The 13,579-nt window shown below is 72.9% G+C and carries 14 protein-coding genes and 1 pseudogene; 3 read left to right on the forward strand and 12 right to left on the reverse strand.

The features are described 5' to 3' along the window. Window positions 1-29: 29 nt before the first annotated feature. The 3 genes from B9W62_RS03455 to B9W62_RS03465 form a co-directional block, all read right to left on the reverse strand. Entirely contained in the window at window positions 30-482 is a 453-nt protein-coding gene (locus tag B9W62_RS03455; RefSeq protein WP_087805081.1) for a VOC family protein, read from the reverse strand. 87 nt (window positions 483-569) lie between these two features. Next, window positions 570-1,571, reverse strand: a complete 1,002-nt coding sequence (locus tag B9W62_RS03460; RefSeq protein ID WP_087805083.1) for an NADPH:quinone reductase — start codon at window positions 1,569-1,571, stop codon at window positions 570-572. Window positions 1,572-1,650: 79 nt separating this feature from the next. Further along, complete coding sequence (locus tag B9W62_RS03465) at window positions 1,651-2,187, reverse strand: DUF2269 domain-containing protein (RefSeq protein ID WP_087811713.1); 537 nt, start codon at window positions 2,185-2,187, stop codon at window positions 1,651-1,653. 191 nt (window positions 2,188-2,378) lie between these two features. On the opposite strand from B9W62_RS03465, the gene B9W62_RS03470 reads away from it, so the two are divergent. Beyond that, the gene (locus tag B9W62_RS03470; RefSeq protein WP_087805085.1) at window positions 2,379-2,804 is read left to right on the forward strand and encodes a hypothetical protein; all 426 of its coding nucleotides are present in this window, start codon (window positions 2,379-2,381) and stop codon (window positions 2,802-2,804) included. 334 nt (window positions 2,805-3,138) lie between these two features. Further along, on the forward strand, window positions 3,139-3,810 hold the full coding sequence (locus B9W62_RS03475) for a fascin domain-containing protein (protein ID WP_087805087.1): 672 nt from the start codon (window positions 3,139-3,141) through the stop codon (window positions 3,808-3,810). On the opposite strand, the gene B9W62_RS03480 is transcribed toward B9W62_RS03475, so the two are convergent. Continuing rightward, window positions 3,792-4,853, reverse strand: a complete 1,062-nt coding sequence (locus B9W62_RS03480; RefSeq protein ID WP_087805089.1) for a sugar kinase — start codon at window positions 4,851-4,853, stop codon at window positions 3,792-3,794. The two genes, B9W62_RS03475 and B9W62_RS03480, sit on opposite strands and share 19 nt — an antisense overlap. Next, on the reverse strand, window positions 4,850-5,482 hold the full coding sequence (locus B9W62_RS03485; RefSeq protein ID WP_087805091.1) for a bifunctional 4-hydroxy-2-oxoglutarate aldolase/2-dehydro-3-deoxy-phosphogluconate aldolase: 633 nt from the start codon (window positions 5,480-5,482) through the stop codon (window positions 4,850-4,852). Before B9W62_RS03485 ends, B9W62_RS03480 begins: the two co-directional genes overlap by 4 nt. Window positions 5,483-5,836: 354 nt before the next feature. Between B9W62_RS03485 and B9W62_RS03490 the strand changes: the two genes are divergently transcribed. Further along, the gene (locus tag B9W62_RS03490) at window positions 5,837-6,238 is read left to right on the forward strand and encodes a hypothetical protein (protein WP_087805093.1); all 402 of its coding nucleotides are present in this window, start codon (window positions 5,837-5,839) and stop codon (window positions 6,236-6,238) included. A gap of 114 nt (window positions 6,239-6,352) precedes the next feature. On the opposite strand, the gene B9W62_RS03495 is transcribed toward B9W62_RS03490, so the two are convergent. From B9W62_RS03495 to B9W62_RS03525, 7 genes and pseudogenes are all read right to left on the reverse strand, one after another. Then, window positions 6,353-7,603, reverse strand: coding sequence for a CynX/NimT family MFS transporter (locus B9W62_RS03495; protein WP_087805095.1), 1,251 nt, complete (start codon window positions 7,601-7,603; stop codon window positions 6,353-6,355). Further along, window positions 7,600-8,310 carry a FadR/GntR family transcriptional regulator gene (locus B9W62_RS03500; protein WP_087805097.1) on the reverse strand — a complete coding sequence of 237 codons (711 nt, stop codon included), beginning with the start codon at window positions 8,308-8,310 and terminating at the stop codon, window positions 7,600-7,602. The genes B9W62_RS03495 and B9W62_RS03500 overlap by 4 nt, the downstream gene beginning before the upstream one ends. A gap of 173 nt (window positions 8,311-8,483) precedes the next feature. Next, window positions 8,484-9,072 (reverse strand): annotated as a pseudogene (locus B9W62_RS03505) (SpoIIE family protein phosphatase); the annotation flags it as partial. Between the two features lie 126 nt (window positions 9,073-9,198). Further along, the gene (gene manD / locus B9W62_RS03510) at window positions 9,199-10,413 is read right to left on the reverse strand and encodes a D-mannonate dehydratase ManD (RefSeq protein WP_087805099.1); all 1,215 of its coding nucleotides are present in this window, start codon (window positions 10,411-10,413) and stop codon (window positions 9,199-9,201) included. Between the two features lie 37 nt (window positions 10,414-10,450). Next, window positions 10,451-11,311: a carbohydrate ABC transporter permease gene (locus B9W62_RS03515; protein WP_087805101.1), complete on the reverse strand. Its 861-nt coding sequence runs from the start codon at window positions 11,309-11,311 to the stop codon at window positions 10,451-10,453. Then, window positions 11,308-12,270 carry a carbohydrate ABC transporter permease gene (locus B9W62_RS03520; protein ID WP_087805103.1) on the reverse strand — a complete coding sequence of 321 codons (963 nt, stop codon included), beginning with the start codon at window positions 12,268-12,270 and terminating at the stop codon, window positions 11,308-11,310. Before B9W62_RS03520 ends, B9W62_RS03515 begins: the two co-directional genes overlap by 4 nt. Next, window positions 12,270-13,577: an extracellular solute-binding protein gene (locus tag B9W62_RS03525; protein ID WP_087805105.1), complete on the reverse strand. Its 1,308-nt coding sequence runs from the start codon at window positions 13,575-13,577 to the stop codon at window positions 12,270-12,272. Before B9W62_RS03525 ends, B9W62_RS03520 begins: the two co-directional genes overlap by 1 nt. Between the last annotated feature and the right edge of the window lie 2 nt (window positions 13,578-13,579).

Here is a 13,579-nt window from a genome sequence, read left to right on the forward strand (position 1 = left end):
GGACGGGTCGGTCGGATGCGCCGGACGCGTCAGTCCTGTCCCGCGGGCGGATCGGCGAGGATGCCCTCCAGCAGCCCGGTGGCCTGGCCGACCTCGATCAGGTATCCGTCGGGATCGCGCAGGTAGCAGCGCAGCTCGGCCTTCCGGTCGATCGGCGGGGTGAGGAACTCGGCACCGAGCGCGCTCCACTCGCGGTGGCAGCGCCCGATGTCGGCCACCCGGATGTTGAGGAAGCTCGTCGCCGTTGCCGGGTCGTCCGGCGGGCGCAGGGTGACGTCGGGCTTGTCCGGCGTCGGGCCCCCGCCCGGGTTCATGATGAGCCAGCTGTTCGCGAGCCTGACGATGCACGGGTTCTCCGCGAGCACGACCTCGCCGCCGAGCACCTCGGAGTAGAAGGCACGCGAGCGCGGCACGTCGGCCACGGTGAGGAAGTGGGTGAGCAGCAGTCCCGACTCCGGGGCCGGCAGGTCTTCACGGCGCATTCCTGATGCCTCCACGCTCTGGCGACGGTTTCCCGGGTTCCTCCATCGTGTCCATGATGGACCGGGCCCGCCGGGCCGGAAAGACGATCAAGAAGGCGTGAGGACCAGGCGTCCGCGCACGTCCCCGGCCTCCAGCCTGCGGTGGGCCTCGGCGGCCTTCGACAGCGGCAGCCGGTCGGCGATGCGCGGGCGCCACGGGGTGTTGGTGAGGACGTCCGCCACGCCCCGCGCCGCCTCGGCGAGGTCGGCGGTCGTGGCGTTGCTGATGGCGAAGCCCACGATGCTCGCGTCCTTGGTGTAGAGCGCGCCCACGGGCAACGCGGACGGCCCGGTGCCCAGTCCCACCATCGCGACCAGCCGCCCGCCCCGGGCCAGCGAGTCCACGGCGTCGGCGAGCGCCCCGTGACCGGACGTGTCCAGGTGCACGTCGTAGCCGTCGGGCGCGGCCCGGCGCATGCGGGCGCCGAGGTCGGGCGCGCGGTGGTCGAGGACCTCCGCGGCGCCCAGGCCGCGCACCGCCTCCGCGTCCTCCGCACGCGCCGTGGCGATCACGCGGGCCCCGGCCCGGGAGGCCAGGGCGACGGCGGCGCCGCCCACGTTCCCGGCGCCGCCGCCGACGTAGACGGTCTCCCCCGCCCGCAGCCGCCCGTGCCGGAACAGGGCGAGCCAGGCGGAGGCGGCCGGGTGGGCGGCCGCCACGAGGTGCTCCGCGTCGACGCCGGACGGCGCCGGGTAGAGGCGCTCGGCGGCGACGGTCGCGTACTGGGCGAAGGAACCCTGCCGGCCCGCGTGGCCGAGGCTGTTGCACCACACCCGCCGCCCGGCGGTGAAGCCGGGGGCGCCGGGCCCGGCCAGGGCGACCTCGCCCACCAGGTCGCGGCCGACCACGAAGGGCGAGGGCAGCGGGGTGGCGTACGCGCCGGACCGCACGAAGGTGTCCACCGGGTTGGCGGCGACGGCCGTCACCCGCACCAGCACGTCCGTGGGGCCCACGGGCGGCACGGGGAGTTCTCCGTGGCGGATGGCGTCCGCCGGTCCGACCGCGTCGATGTACGCCGCCCGCATCGTGGCGGGGACCGAACCGTTCATGACCTCATGCTACGAACCCTCCGGCGGCGACGCAGCGGTGGGCCGCCGGGCCGGCCGCCGGTGGTGGGGTGCCTCGATGTCACCCGTGGCCCGAGCGGGTGAGCGGCGGACGGACACCCGTGGGACGCTCGCGCAGCCGGCGACCGCGCCGGGTGAGTCCCCAGGGCTTGAGGAGCGAGAGCACCGTCATGAAGACGTAGGCGGACAGGGAGACCACGGGCCCGAAGAGCACGTCCCCCGCGTCGGGCAGCGGCTCGCCGGCGGTCACGGCCGCCACCGCCGAGTCCACCCCGGGGCGCAGCGCGAAGAACGTGGCGACGGTCGTGCCCAGGGTCAGCCAGAACTTCGTGTACACCCACCGGTGCCGGGCGAGACCCCAGGGCGTGCCCAGCGACAGCAGCAGGCCGCTCGCCAGGGTGAGCAGGGCGAGCGGGAGCAGCAGCCAGTCGGCGAACAGCTTCATGCAGCGGACGGCGGCCTCGACCGCCGCCGGGGAGGCGCCGGTCGCCGCGGTGGTGCCGAGCGCCAGCAGCCCGACGGTGAGCCCCAGCCATGCGGCGGAGGCGACGGCATGGACGACGAGGGAGGCCCGGCGTGCGGGGCGGCTGAGTTTCACACCGTCCACGCTGCCGGTCGGCGGTCGGCGAGGCGTCCCGCGGCGGGAGTAACCCCCCGTACTGAGCCGGGCGTACGCGCCCGGGGCGTCCGTGACCCGATCGGAGCAGGCCCCCGGACGTCCGTGCTGCGCGGGGGACACGCCGGCCCTAGCCTGAGCGTGTCTACGAGGAAACGTCGCTAGGAGTCCCCATGCGTCTGCCCGTCGAGCTCAGGCATGTCGCCCCGCGACTGGCCACCGGGGCCTTCATTCTCAACTCCGGTCTGGCCAAACGCGGAGCCGACGAGCAGACCGCCGCCATGATGCACGGAATGGCGAAGAACACCTATCCGTTCCTCGGCAAACTGCCGCCCGCGACGTTTGTCCGGCTGCTCTCCGCCGGTGAGATCGCGCTCGGCACGGCGCTGCTTCTGCCGGTCGTGCCGACGGCTCTGGCGGGCATCGGCCTGACCGCCTTCTCGGCGGGACTGGTGGGCCTATATCTGCGCACCCCGGGAATGCGCGAGGAGGGCAGCCTGCGCCCGACCCAGGAGGGAACGGCCCTGGCGAAGGACACCTGGATGCTCGGCATCGGGGTCGGATTCGTCGTCGACGGAGCCACCAGCAGGTCGTGCTGACGACACCCGGCCGACGGGGCGACGGTCGGGATAACGGCGCGTTGCCGGTGAATTAACGGCGCACCACGGAATTCGTAATGCCGCCCAATTGCAGCCCAGAATCGTCGAAATTGAGGGCTGGACGGTACCGGTTCGCACTTCAACATCACTATGCTGAAAGCGCTTCGCCGAGTCGGCGCAGCGACCGCCGACGCACCCGGGGAGGGGTGCCGACCGCGGCCTTTGGGGGGTGCGGAGTAATTCGGGGGTGGCGCCGTCATGTCTCGGGGCCGTTTCCCGCGGGATTCCCGTCCCGCCGCCCCGGTATCCGTGTGACGAAAGCCGAGGAATTCCCGTGAGACGTACGACCTCCGTCCTGCTGTCCCTGAGCGCCCTGCTCGCGGCGTCCGCGCTGACGGTGCCCTCCGCCGTCGCCGCCCCGCGCGCCGACGGTCCTGCCGCCGTACCGGCCGGCTGGGAGGCGGTGGACGCGACCGCCCTGGCGCGGATCACCGGGGAGAAGGACGCCCTGCGGGCCCCGCTCGCCGCCGGGGACACCGCCGCCGCGGCCGCGGAGCCCGAGCTGCTGGCCGTGCAGTCGGCCCGCAACAGCCGCTTCGTGGCCACCGAGAAGAACTACGTCGAGCCGAACACCGGTGTCCAGCGGGCCCGTTCGACCGAGTTCGGCGGCTCCTGGGAGAGCTACGCCTTCGAGTGGGACGAGGCCACGCAGACCTACGCGCTGCGGTCCCTGGCCAACGACCGCTACGTGGCGGTGGAGAAGAACTACACCGGCAGCGCACAGAACGTGCTGCGCGCCCGCTCCACCAGTGTGGGCGGCTGGGAGCGGTTCGTCCTCTACTACAACGAGACCCTGGACCGCTGGGCGCTCCAGTCCACGCTCAACGGGCTCTTCGTCGCGATGGAGAACGGCTACACCGGCTCGCTCCAGTACGCGCTGCGCGCCCGCTCCACCGAAGTGACGGGCTCGTGGGAGGAGTTCGTGCTCTACGACATCAGCGCCTGACACCAGTCCTGCTCGGCGAGGGCCAGCATCGCCTCGACGGTGCCCTCGTCGGGCAGGGGTCCGTGGTCGCCGACCACCTTCAGCGCGGAGGCGGCCGTGAGGTGGCCCAGCCGCAGGGCCCGGACGAGGTCCGTGCCCTGGCCCAGTCCGGCGAGGAATCCGGCGGCGAACGCGTCGCCCGCGCCGACCGGCTCCACGACCTCGGTGGCCAGGGCGGGCACGGTGCACGCGCCGTGCCCGGTGAACGCGGTGGCGCCCCGGCCGCCGTCCTTGACGACCAGGACACGCGGGCGGCTCAGCAGCCGGCGGACGTCCGTGGCGTCCAGGTCGGCGCCCCACAGGCCCTGCGCCTCGTCCAGGCCGACGAAGACGATGTCGGCGCGATCGGCCAGCTCGCGCAGCACCGTTGCGGCCGTGTCCGGCGGCCACAGGGCGGGGCGGTGGTTGACGTCGAAGCTTACGGCGTGCGCGCGTCGCTCCGGCGGGGTGTGCAGCGCCCGTTCCACCAGGGCCCGGCAGGACGGGGACAGGGCCGGCGTCACCCCGGTCAGGTGGAGCAGGGCGGCCCCACCGATCCGCTCGTCGTCCAGGAGGTCGGGGCCGAGGGCCGAGGCCGCCGAACCCGCGCGGTAGTAGTGCACGCGGGTACCGGTGGCGCCCGGGTCCTTCAGGAGCAGACCGGTCGGCCGCGCCGGGTCGGTACGCACGCCCGAAACGTCCACGCCGGCCCGCGCGACGGTCGAGCGCACCCGCCGGCCGAGCGCGTCGTCACCGACCGCCGAGAGCCAGGAGACGGGGCGGCCCAGGTCCGCGAGGTACATCGCCACGTTCGACTCCGCGCCCGCCACCGCGAGGCACAGGGAGTCGGCGTCGTCCAGCGCGTGCGAAGGGGCCGGGGCCAGGGCCGCCATGGTCTCGCCCAGGCACACCACCGGTCCGCGCGGTGGCCGCCAGGGGCTGGTGGCCGGATCGGCTGCGGTGTTCGCCGGCCGGCCTGCCACGGCGTCGTCGTCCCGCTCCGGCGCGGGCCGTGGGCCGGTCACGGCCGGGCCTCCCGCACGGCGGCGCGGAACGCGCGGGCGCGGGCGCGGAGGCCGTCGAGGCTGCCTCCGTCGGCGGCGTCGCCGATCAGCGGGGAACCCACCCCGACGGCGTTGGCCCCGGCGGCGAGGTGGGCGCGGGCCGCCGCCTCGTCGACGCCGCCGACGGGCACGAGGGCCTCGTCGGGGAAGGGTCCGCGCAGCGCCTTGACGTAGGCCGGTCCGCCCGCCTGGGCCGCCGGGAAGATCTTCAGCGCGGTGGCGCCGAGGGCGCGCGCGGTGATGACGTCGGTGGGTGTCATGACGCCGGCCAGGACGGGCATGCCCCGCTCGCGGGCCGCCGTGACGCCCTCCCCCAGTCCCGGGGTGACCGCGAAGTCGGCTCCGGCGCGGTGGGCGGCCACGGCGTCGGCGGCGGTGAGCACCGTACCGGCGCCCAGGGGCCGGTCGGGGCCGAGGGCCGCTCTGGCGCGTTCGATGACCAGGAGGGCGTCCTTGCCGGTCAGCGACACCTCGATCAGCTCCACGCCCTCCTCGGCCAGCGTCAGCACGGTGCGCAGCGCGGCGTCTTTGTCGCCGCCGCGCACGATGGCGACGAGGCGGTGGGCGTCCAGGGCGGCTCGCAGATCCACAGGCGGGTCTCCTACTCCGGGGCATCAGGGGTCACTGGCCGGGCGCCGCGCGGCGGCGCGCAGCGGCGCTCGGCGGCCAGCGTAGAACGCCGCCGCGCCGCGCCGGAGACCGGGCGGTACCGGAGGCGGCGGGACGACCGGCCGCGTCCCGTCGACGGGCGCCACTTCTGCCCTAGGGAGAGCGGGGTGACAGCCCGTTACGTCCGGGACGCGCCCGGCACGGACCGGGCACCGTGCGGCATGCCGGGGGCGACCACCGCGGCAAGCGGTACTCGCGCACCCAAATCGCGCGTTTTGCCCGATTCCTCATGGTGACCCGGATGGAGGACATCCACGTGCGACGAGGTGAGAGACATGCTGGTGCTGGGCCTCCTGCTCATGGCGGGCGCCGCCGCCTTCGCAGGCCTGCTGATCGCCTACAACCTGTCAGGCGGTCCGGACTACACCGTGACCCTGCTGGGGAGCGAGCCATTCACGATCAGTACGCTCGGGGCGTTTCTGGGCGGCATCGCCCTGACCCTGATCTTCGGCCTGGGCATGTGGATGCTCCTGGCCGGGACGGTACTGGCACGCCACCGCGGCAAGAAGCGCCGCAGGGAACGGGAGACCGCCCGGCAGGCCACCGCCGAGCGTGACGCGCTGGCCGGCCGGCTGGAGGGTCCGGGCAGCAGCGCCGACACCGCCGACGAGCCGGCCGGACACCGCCGTCCCGCCGCGCACCGGCCGCAGTGGCTCCGGCCGCACGGCCACCACTGACGCGGCCCCCGACCGGCCACGGACCACGGGCCGGCCACCGAACACCGACCGGCCACGGCACGGCCGACCGGTCCGGCGCACCCCCGGACCGGTCGGCCGTGCCGCCGCGTGGCATCAGCGCGAGGAGCCGCCTATGTGGCGATCCTGTCCCGCGCCGTGCCCGGCGACCGCCGTGGCGATGCCGAGGAGGGCCAGGACGGTGAGCGGCAGGGTCCAGCTGTCCGTGGCGTCGTGCAGGATGCCCAGCAGGAGGGGGCCGGCCGCCGCCACGAGGTAGCCGACGGACTGGGCCATGCCGGCCAGCGCGGCGGCCTCCCCCGAGCTGCTCGCGCGCTGGCTCTGGAAGGTGAGCGCGAGGACGAGGCAGGCGCCGCCGCCGAGTCCGAGCAGGGTGCACGCCAGGACGGACAGCGCGGGGGCGGCGACCAGGACGGTGAAACCGGCCCCCACCAGGACCGAGGCCCCGGCCGCGCTCCAGCGCTGGTCGTGCCGGCCCCGGGTGAGCAGGGGCAGGAGGCTGCTGGCGGCCAGCGACACCACCTGGTAGTAGAACAGCATCCAGCCGGCCGCGGTGCTGCTCGTGCCCCGGTCGGCCAGGATGCTGGGCAGCCACGCGACGGCGGTGTAGAAGGCCAGGGATTGCAGGCCCATGAAGAAGGTGACCTGCCAGGCGATCCGCGACCGCCACGGAACCGGGCTGTGGGTCCCGCCCGCGGACGCCTGCGGCTGGTCGCCCCGCAGCCGGGGCAGCCAGGCGAGAAAGGCCGCGACGGTGAAGGCGACGCCCCAGGCCAGCGCGGTGTGCCAGGAACCCGGCACGGTGTGGGCCAGCGGTGCGGAGATTCCGGAGGAGACCGCGGCCATGAGGCCCATGACCGTCACGTAGAGAGCGCTGACGCTCTGGATGCGCTGCGCGGGCACGTTGCGCCGGATCAGGGCGGGCAGCAGCACGTTGCCGAACGCGATGGCCGCGGAGAGGATCACCGTTCCGGCGAACAGGCAGACCACCGAGGGCAGGGAGCGGACCACCGTCCCGACGGCCAGCACACCGAGCGCCGCCACCAGCAGGCGCGCGCTGCCCCACCGGTGGGAGGCCCGGGCGACCAGCGGCGACGTCGCGGCGAAGGTCAGCAGCGGGAGGGTGCTCAGCAGCCCGCCCCAGCTCGACGTCAGGCCGCTGCCCCGCTCGATCTCCGGCAGCAGGGCGCCGACACCGGTGAGGGTGGTGCGCAGGTTGGCCGCCACGAGGCAGATGGCCACGAGGAGCCCGACCGTCACGGCGGGCCGGGCGGTGTCGGCGCGGTCGGCGGCCGCCGACCCGGTGGCGGAGTGCCGGCGGGATGCCGCGACCGGCTGCCGGCTCATCGCTCCTCCTCGTCCCGGGGTGTGCCGGTCTCGTGGTCGCGGGTGAGCCGGACGATCGCGGCCGCCGCGTCCCGGGCGCCGCCCGCGTCCCGGACCTCGATCGCGTCGACGAGCCGCCGGTGCAGGCGGGCGTGGTCCTCGGCGTGGGCGGCGTCCCAGGGCAGACCGCCGAGGGACGAGGTGAGGGCCGTACCGAGGTAGTCGTACACCTCGACCAGCAGGTCGTTCCCGCTCGCCCGGACCACGGCCCGGTGGAACAGCGCGTCGACGCCCGTCGCCGCGGCCGTGTCCTCGCCGGCGCTGGCCGCGTCGGCGTCGGCCAGCAGCTCCCGCAGCTGCCGCAACTGCGCCTCGCTCCGGCGCAGGGCGGCGGCTCCCGAGGCGTACTCCTCCAGAACGGTCCGCAGCTCCAGCACCTTGTCCCGCTGCGCGGAGCTCGCCCGGCGCACCATGACCGACTGGAGCTCGCTCGAGGAGCAGACGTAGGTGCCGTCGCCCGCTCGGGGCTCCAGCAGCCCCAGGTGCACGAGTGCGCCGATCGCCTCGCGCAGCGTGCTGCGTCCGACCCCGAGCTCCTCCATGAGGACCTGCTCCGGCGGGATCCGCGTCCCCACCGGCCAGCCCCCCGCCTCGATGTGTGCACGGAGACTGTCCACGAGCTGGGCGGACAGGCTGGCCGCCCGCCGTGGTGCGTTGATGCGTTTCATGCGAGCACCCTACACAAACATCAGACGTTTGAACATCACACCTCCCGCAGCCGAAAAAGCCGTACGTCTCCCCGTCCATACGTCGCCCCTGTCCGTACGCCTTCCGTCCGACCCCCTCCCCTCCGGCCCCCTACCGCATCGCGTGAGACCCGGCAGCCGACCTCGGGGCACTCGATGGCGATCATGACCGCGTCGTCGTCCAGCCGTCCGCCGACATGGCGGAGCAGGTCGTGGCGGAAGCGGCCGACGAAGGCGTCGCAGTCGCGCTCGGCCCAGCCGGTGATGCGCTCGGTGAGCGGGTACAAGGTGCCGGCGGGGTCGCGTGCCTCGGTGACGCCGTCCGTGTACAGCAGGAGCAGGTCTCCCGGTTCGAACGGGAAGCCTTCGACGTGGTAGCTCGCATCCGCCAGCTGCCCCAGCCCCAGCGGGGGTGCGGGGCGGGCGGCGCTCATCGTCGTGGGCCGGCCCTCGCGCAGGACGGATCTGGGCCTTGGCCTCGGCGGCGAGGTACAGGGAGGCGGTGCGCAGCACTCCGATGACCGTCTGTGCGACCACGGCCAGCGCGGCCACCAGTCCCACCGTCCGGGGCCCGCCGAACGACGGCGTGATCGCCGGGGCCGCGACGAGCAGCGGGCCCAGGTGGATGTGGGAGGGTGCGAGGACATCGATCACGCAGACCAGGACGATCCATGCGATCGGGAGGGCGACCAGCGCCCCGCCCGCTCGCTCCGGCCCACGGAGCCTGTCGAGACCTTGCGGCATGCCTCCTCTCTGCACCGCTCCCGTTCCGCGCGTACCGCAGAGCCGGGCGCGCGGTCGCCCGCGTCCCGGCCAGGGGTCGGGTGGTGGCCGGCAGCAGGCGGTCCGACGGGGCCGCCGCCAGGCGGGTCACCAGTCGTGCAGGGTTCCGTCCCGGAGGCGGTTCACGGGGAGGTACGCGGCGCGGTAGGGGTGGGCGGCCGCGAGGTCCAGGTCGAGGTCGACGCCGATGCCGGGGGCGTCTCCGGGGTGGAGGTGGCCGTCGGTGAAGGTGAAGGCGTGGGGGAAGACGTCGTGGGTGAGGGACGTGTATCCGGAGTACTCCTGGATGCCGAAGTTGTGGATGGCGAGGTCCAGGTGGAGTGCTGCCGCCATGCCGACCGGGGAGATGTCCTCGGGGCCGTGGATCGCCGACTTGATCTGGTACTGGGCCGCGAAGTCGAACAGTTTGCGCAGCGGCGAGATGCCGCCGAAGTGGGTGACGGCGGACCGGACGTAGTCGATGAGCTGTTCGGTGATGAGGGTCTGGTAGTCGAAGACGGAGTTGAACACCTCGCCCACCGCCAGCGGCGTGGTGGTGTGCCGGCGGACCAGTCGGAGGGCCTCCTGGTTCTCCGCGGGTGAGCAGTCCTCCAGCCAGAACGGCCGGTACGGTTCCAGGTCCTTGCCGAGCCGGGCGGCCTGGATCGGACTGAGCCGGTGGTGGGCGTCGTGCAGAAGGGGCAGCTCGGGGCCGAACTCGGCGCGCACCGCTTCGAACACGGCGGGCATGTGGCGCAGGTAGGCATCGGTGTCCCAGTCCTCGACGAGGGGCCGGGCCTGCTGGTGCGCGATCGCCGCGCCGTCGGTGTCGGTGGTGTGGACGCCGTAGACGGCCTTCAGGCCGGGGATGCCGGACTGGATGCGGACGGCGGGGTAGCCCTCGGCGAGGCGGGCACGGACCGAGTCGAGAAGTTCGGGGATGTCACGGCCGTTGGCGTGGCCGTAGGTACGCAGCGTGGTGCGGCCGGCTCCGCCGAGCAACTGGTAGAGGGGCAGGCCGGCCACCTTGGCCTTGATGTCCCACAGGGCCACGTCGACAGCGGCGACGGCCGCCATGGTGACCGGTCCGCGCCGCCAGTAGGCGCCCCGGTAGAGGTACTGCCAGGTGTCCTCGATGCGGTGCGGGTCCAGGCCGAGGAGAAGGGGCACGACATGGTCCGACAGGTAGCTGACGACAGCCTGTTCCCGCCCGTTGAGAGTGGCGTCCCCGAGACCGGTGACGCCCTCGTCGGTCGTCAGCTTCAGGGTGACGAAGTTGCGGCCGGGGCTGGTGACGACGACCTGCGCGTCGACGATCTTCATGCGTGTGTGCTCTTTCAGGGAGAGGCGGGAGCGGGTGCTAGCCCTTGGTCGCGCCGGACGTGAGCCCGGCGATCAGGTACTTCTGGCCGAGGACGGCGGCGATCAGTACCGGCAGGGTGATGAGGGTGGTCGCGGCCATGAGTCCGCCCCAGTCGGTGCTGGCGTAGGAGATGAAGTTGAACAGGGTTACGGGCACCGTCTGGGTGCTGTCGTCGGCGAAGACCAGCGCGAACATGAAGTTGTTCCAGCTGAAGACGAAGGCCAGCAGGGAGGCCGTCGCGGTTCCGGGCGCCGCCAGCGGAAGGGTGATGCGCCAGAAGGCGCCGAAGGCGCTGAGTCCGTCGACCTGGGCGGCCTCCTCGAGTTCGACGGGCAGCCCGGCGAAGAAGCTGATCATGATCCACATGATCAGCGGCACGGAGACGAACATGTGGCTGAGGACGAGCACGGTGTAGGAGCCGACCAGTCCCGCCTGGGCGAACAGGTAGTACCAGGGCACCAGGAGGGAGATGGCCGGCACGATCCGCGCGACGAGGACGAGGGAGGCCGCGCGGTGCATGGCGAACCGGCCGACCGCCCATGCCGCGGGCACCGCGATCGCAGCGGACAGGACGGTGGAGACCACTCCGACGAGGAGGGAGTTGCCCATGGAGCGGACGATCTGGCCGGCCTCGAAGACGGCGCGGAAGTTCTCCAGGGTCGGGGTGAACCACAGGCCGACCGAGGGGTCGGTGACCTGGACGTTCGTCTTGAACGCGGCGGCGAACATCCACACGATCGGCAGCCCGAAGAGCAGCACGACCAGGGTGACGGCGAGTGCGCGGGCGGCGGAGAGGAGCGTGCGGCGCCGGTTGCGGGCGGCAGCGCTCGGGGCCGCGGGGCTGGCGGTGACGGTCATGCGTTCTTCCCTTGGCCGCGGCGGCGCATCAGGATGACGACGCCGACGATGAACAGTGTGAACAGGACCAGCACGGCCGCGGCGAGGCCGTACTCCTGGTAGTCGAAGGTGAGGCCGTAGGCGTAGACGTTGAGCGTCTCGACCTCGAAGTCCGAGCCGCCGCCGGGGCCCTTGGTGGCGTAGAGCAGGTCGAAGGTCTTCAGGGCGTCGACGGCGCGCAGCACCAGGGCGGTGGCCAGGGTGGGGACGAGCATCGGCAGGGTGACGTACCAGAAGCGCTGCCAGGGGTTGGCGCCGTCGACGAGTGCGGCCTCCTCGGGTTCCTCGGGCAGTGTGGTGAGACCGGCCAGGAGCAGCAGGGTCATCATCGGGGTCCATTGCCAGACGTCGATGAGGACGAGCGTGGGCAGGGACTGCCCGACCGAACCGAGGAACTCCTGACGTGGCAGGCCGATGGAGGTGAGCAGGTGGTTGGCGATGCCGTTGGTGGGGTCCAGGATCAGGAGCCACAGGATGCCGATGGCCACGGGGGTGGCCAGCAGCGGGATGATCAGGACGGTGCGCACCCAGCGCATGCCGCGGAACGGTTTGCGCAGCAGCATGGCCAGAGCCAGCCCGAGGACGGTCTCCAGGAGCACGGCGCCGAGGGTGAAGACGATGGTGCGGGTGAGGGCGGGCCAGAAGCGGCGGGTGTCGCCGAGGGCGTCGGTGAAGTTGGTGAGCCCGATGTGTTCCTTGCCGGCGTTCACCGCGCCGAAGGCGTCGGTCAGGCTGAGGTTCGCGGTGAACAGCAGCGGGAAGATGATCATGAGGCCGACGAAGAGCAGGGCGGGCGAGAGCATGGCCCAGCGCAGTCGGCGATTGGCCTGGTCGAAGGTGACCGCGGAGCGCCGGCCCTCGGGGCGGGGCGCCGGCGTCGCGCCCTGGTCGCGGGCGGTGGTGAGTCCGGCCGTACTCATCAGGACTCCTTGTGGCGGTTGTCGCGGACGAGGAACTCGTTGAACTCGGCGTCGGCGTCCCGGGCGACCGGCGGGACCGACTCGCCGAGGATGGACGCGACGAGCGGGCGCCCGATGATGTCGCGGGCGCGGCCCACCTGGAGTACCTGGGGCCGGTCGTGGCCGACGCCGCGGGAGGCGTTGACGCGCATGGCCTCGGCGAGTTCCAGCGGGAACTTCTTCAGGGTGCTCGGGTCGTCCCAGGCGGAGGTGCGGGCGCCGGGGATGCCCGCCGCCTGGAGTGCGCGGGACTGGCTGACGCCCGCGGCCCAGCGGATGAACTGCCACGCATCGTCCCGCAGCAGGGAGAACCGGTTGATGCCGAGGCTCCACGAGGGAATGTTGTGCGGTCTGGCACCGGCGGGGCCCGCGGGGAAGGGGGCGAATCCGACCGTTTCGCGCACGGCGGGAGTCGTGATCTTCGGGTCGAGGAAGCTGCTGTAGATCGCGTCGGCGTCGATGTAGAACGCCGCTTTGCCCTGGGCGAAGATCGGCATGGCCTGTTCCAGACTCATGTTGGTCGCGCCCGGAGGTCCCGTCCGGCCGAGCAGCCGGCCGTAGTACTCGTACGCGGCGAGGGCCTGCGCGCTCCCGATGCCGGAGGCGCCGTCGACGACGAAGTCCCCGCCGTAGGAGTACAGGAAGCTCGACCACTGGGAGACGGCGCCGCTGCGCTGGCCGCGTCCCACGTACCCGAACATGCCGTCCGATCGGCCGGCGGCCTGCTGTGCGGCGGCCATCAGCGCGTCGAGGGTGCCGGGCACTCCTCCCAGACCGGCGGCGATGTCCTTGCGGTAGTACAGCACCGGTCGTTCGGTGACGACGGGGACGCTCAGGACCTTTCCAGCCGTCGTCGACGTCTTGCGCGGGGCGTCCTGGAAGTCGTCCCACGCGAAGTCCGCGTCACCGGTCACGCGGTCGGTGAGGTCGACCAGCCAGTCGTTGTGGGCGAAGAGGCCCTGCTCCTGGAGCGCGCGCACCATCATGACGTCGATGTCCGTGCCGGAGGCGTTCAGTTTGACGTTGTAGCTGCCGGCCAGCTGGTCCGCGGTCAGCAACGTCATGGAGACCCGGCGGCCGATCAGGTCTTCGAACTCGCCGAGGCGGCGTTTCACGGCCTGGGACCAGACGTGGTTGATCGCCATGATCCGCAAAGGCGTGCCGGCGGTCGGGCTGCTCGGTGAGCACGCGCCGACGGCGGCCACCGCTCCGCCGGCCATCAGCCGCCCGAAGGAGCGCCGACTCAGAAGCTGGCTGCTCGTGGACATCG

Source organism: Streptomyces sp. CS113, assembly GCF_002188365.1.
GTDB classification, from domain to species: domain Bacteria; phylum Actinomycetota; class Actinomycetes; order Streptomycetales; family Streptomycetaceae; genus Streptomyces; species Streptomyces tendae.

Excerpts from the sequence above, each read along its gene's own strand:
- B9W62_RS03455 (WP_087805081.1), bottom strand. The coding sequence starts at position 482 with ATGCGCCGTGAAGACCTGCCGGCCCCGGAGTCGGGACTGCTGCTCACC.
- B9W62_RS03460 (WP_087805083.1), bottom strand. The coding sequence starts at position 1,571 with ATGAACGGTTCGGTCCCCGCCACGATGCGGGCGGCGTACATCGACGCG.
- B9W62_RS03470 (WP_087805085.1), top strand. The coding sequence starts at position 2,379 with ATGCGTCTGCCCGTCGAGCTCAGGCATGTCGCCCCGCGACTGGCCACC.
- B9W62_RS03490 (WP_087805093.1), top strand. The coding sequence starts at position 5,837 with ATGCTGGTGCTGGGCCTCCTGCTCATGGCGGGCGCCGCCGCCTTCGCA.
- B9W62_RS03495 (WP_087805095.1), bottom strand. The coding sequence starts at position 7,603 with ATGAGCCGGCAGCCGGTCGCGGCATCCCGCCGGCACTCCGCCACCGGG.
- B9W62_RS03500 (WP_087805097.1), bottom strand. The coding sequence starts at position 8,310 with ATGAAACGCATCAACGCACCACGGCGGGCGGCCAGCCTGTCCGCCCAG.
- manD (WP_087805099.1), bottom strand. The coding sequence starts at position 10,413 with ATGAAGATCGTCGACGCGCAGGTCGTCGTCACCAGCCCCGGCCGCAAC.
- B9W62_RS03515 (WP_087805101.1), bottom strand. The coding sequence starts at position 11,311 with ATGACCGTCACCGCCAGCCCCGCGGCCCCGAGCGCTGCCGCCCGCAAC.
- B9W62_RS03520 (WP_087805103.1), bottom strand. The coding sequence starts at position 12,270 with ATGAGTACGGCCGGACTCACCACCGCCCGCGACCAGGGCGCGACGCCG.
- B9W62_RS03525 (WP_087805105.1), bottom strand. The coding sequence starts at position 13,577 with ATGTCCACGAGCAGCCAGCTTCTGAGTCGGCGCTCCTTCGGGCGGCTG.